Source organism: Nocardia nova (assembly GCF_002933465.1).
Lineage (GTDB): Bacteria > Actinomycetota > Actinomycetes > Mycobacteriales > Mycobacteriaceae > Nocardia > Nocardia nova_B.
Genome location: NZ_PSZE01000087.1, coordinates 1 through 1424, shown reverse-complemented (window position 1 = coordinate 1424; position 1424 = coordinate 1). Strand labels below are relative to the sequence as shown.

Annotated in this window: 1 protein-coding gene; it reads left to right on the top strand. The window is 63.7% G+C overall.

Features of this window, described 5'->3' with window-relative positions:
* Positions 1-134 precede the first annotated feature (134 nt).
* Positions 135-1370, top strand: a complete 1236-nt coding sequence (locus C5E41_RS32935; protein WP_104379555.1) for an IS256 family transposase — start codon at positions 135-137, stop codon at positions 1368-1370.
* The last annotated feature ends 54 nt before the right edge of the window (positions 1371-1424 follow it).

The following is a 1424-nucleotide window of genomic DNA, read 5'->3' as shown; positions in this document are numbered from 1 at the left end:
GGGTTGAGTCCAGCAGGATGGTGTATGACCGGACGCCAGCAAATGTCTGAGCGTGTCGTAGCCGGGTAGAGGGTGGTCACCGCGTGATCCTTCAAAAGACCGCCAAGTCACTTGAAGGAAAGAAAGTTCACGCGATGACCTCTGTCCAGCCTATCGACCCGTCCAAGATGCTGTCGGACCAACTCGCCGTCGCAAGCCCGGACCTGCTGCGCGAGATGATGTCCACGTTCATCCAGGCCCTGATGAGCGCCGAGGCCGACGCGGTGTGTGGTGCCGGCTACGGCGAACGCAGCGACGAGCGGGTGAACTCCCGAAACGGCTACCGCCACCGCGATTTCGACACTCGTGTCGGCACGATCGACGTCGCGATACCGAAACTGCGGTCCGGTAGTTATTTCCCGGATTGGCTGCTCGAACGCCGCAAACGCGCCGAACGCGCCCTGACCTCGGTGGTGGCCACGTGTTATCTGCTCGGGGTATCCACCCGTCGTATGGAGAAACTGGTCGAATCACTCGGGGTGACAAAGCTTTCCAAGTCCCAGGTGTCGATCATGGCCGGCGAGCTCGACGCCCAGGTCGAAGCGTTCCGCACCCGCCCGCTCGATCAAGGCCCGTACACGTTCGTCGCCGCCGACGCCCTGGTGCTCAAAGTCCGCGAGAACGGGCGCGTGGTCAACGTCCACGCCCTCGTAGCCACCGGTGTCAACGCCGACGGATATCGAGAGATCCTCGGTATCCAGGTCACCAGCGGCGAAGACGGTGCCGGCTGGCTGGCGTTCTTCCGTGACCTGGTCGCGCGCGGTCTGTCCGGAGTCAGCCTGGTGACCTCCGACGCCCACGCCGGGCTGGTCGCCGCGATCGGCGCCACCCTGCCGGGCGCGGCCTGGCAACGCTGCCGCACCCATTACACGGTGAATCTGATGTCGATCACCCCGAAATCGTCATGGCCATGGGTGCGGACCCTGCTGCACTCGGTGTTCGACCAAGCAGACTCCGAATCCGTTGGAGCCCAATACGATCGGATGCTGGACGCACTGGGTGAGAAACTACCGAAAGTCGCTGCCCACCTCGACGCGGCCCGCGCGGATCTGCTGTCGTTCACCGCGTTCCCGAAACAGATCTGGCGCCAGATCTGGTCGAACAATCCCCAGGAGCGGTTGAACAAGGAAATCCGCCGCCGCACCGATGTCGTCGGGATCTTTCCCGACCGGCAAGCCGTCATCCGCCTCGTCGGCGCCGTCCTGGCCGAGCAGCACGATGAATGGATCGAAGGCCGCCGCTACCTCGGCCTCGACGTGCTGGCCCGCTCCCGCGGCCTTACCGAACCCACCGAACAGGAGGAAACCACCACTCCAGCACTGACCGCCTGACCAAACAGGATCACGCGGCAATCACCCCGATACACCACACAATTGGACTTGACC

What these genes read in the sequence shown, in the direction of transcription:
- C5E41_RS32935 (WP_104379555.1), top strand. Translation starts at nt 135, where the DNA reads ATGACCTCTGTCCAGCCTATCGACCCGTCCAAGATGCTGTCGGACCAA.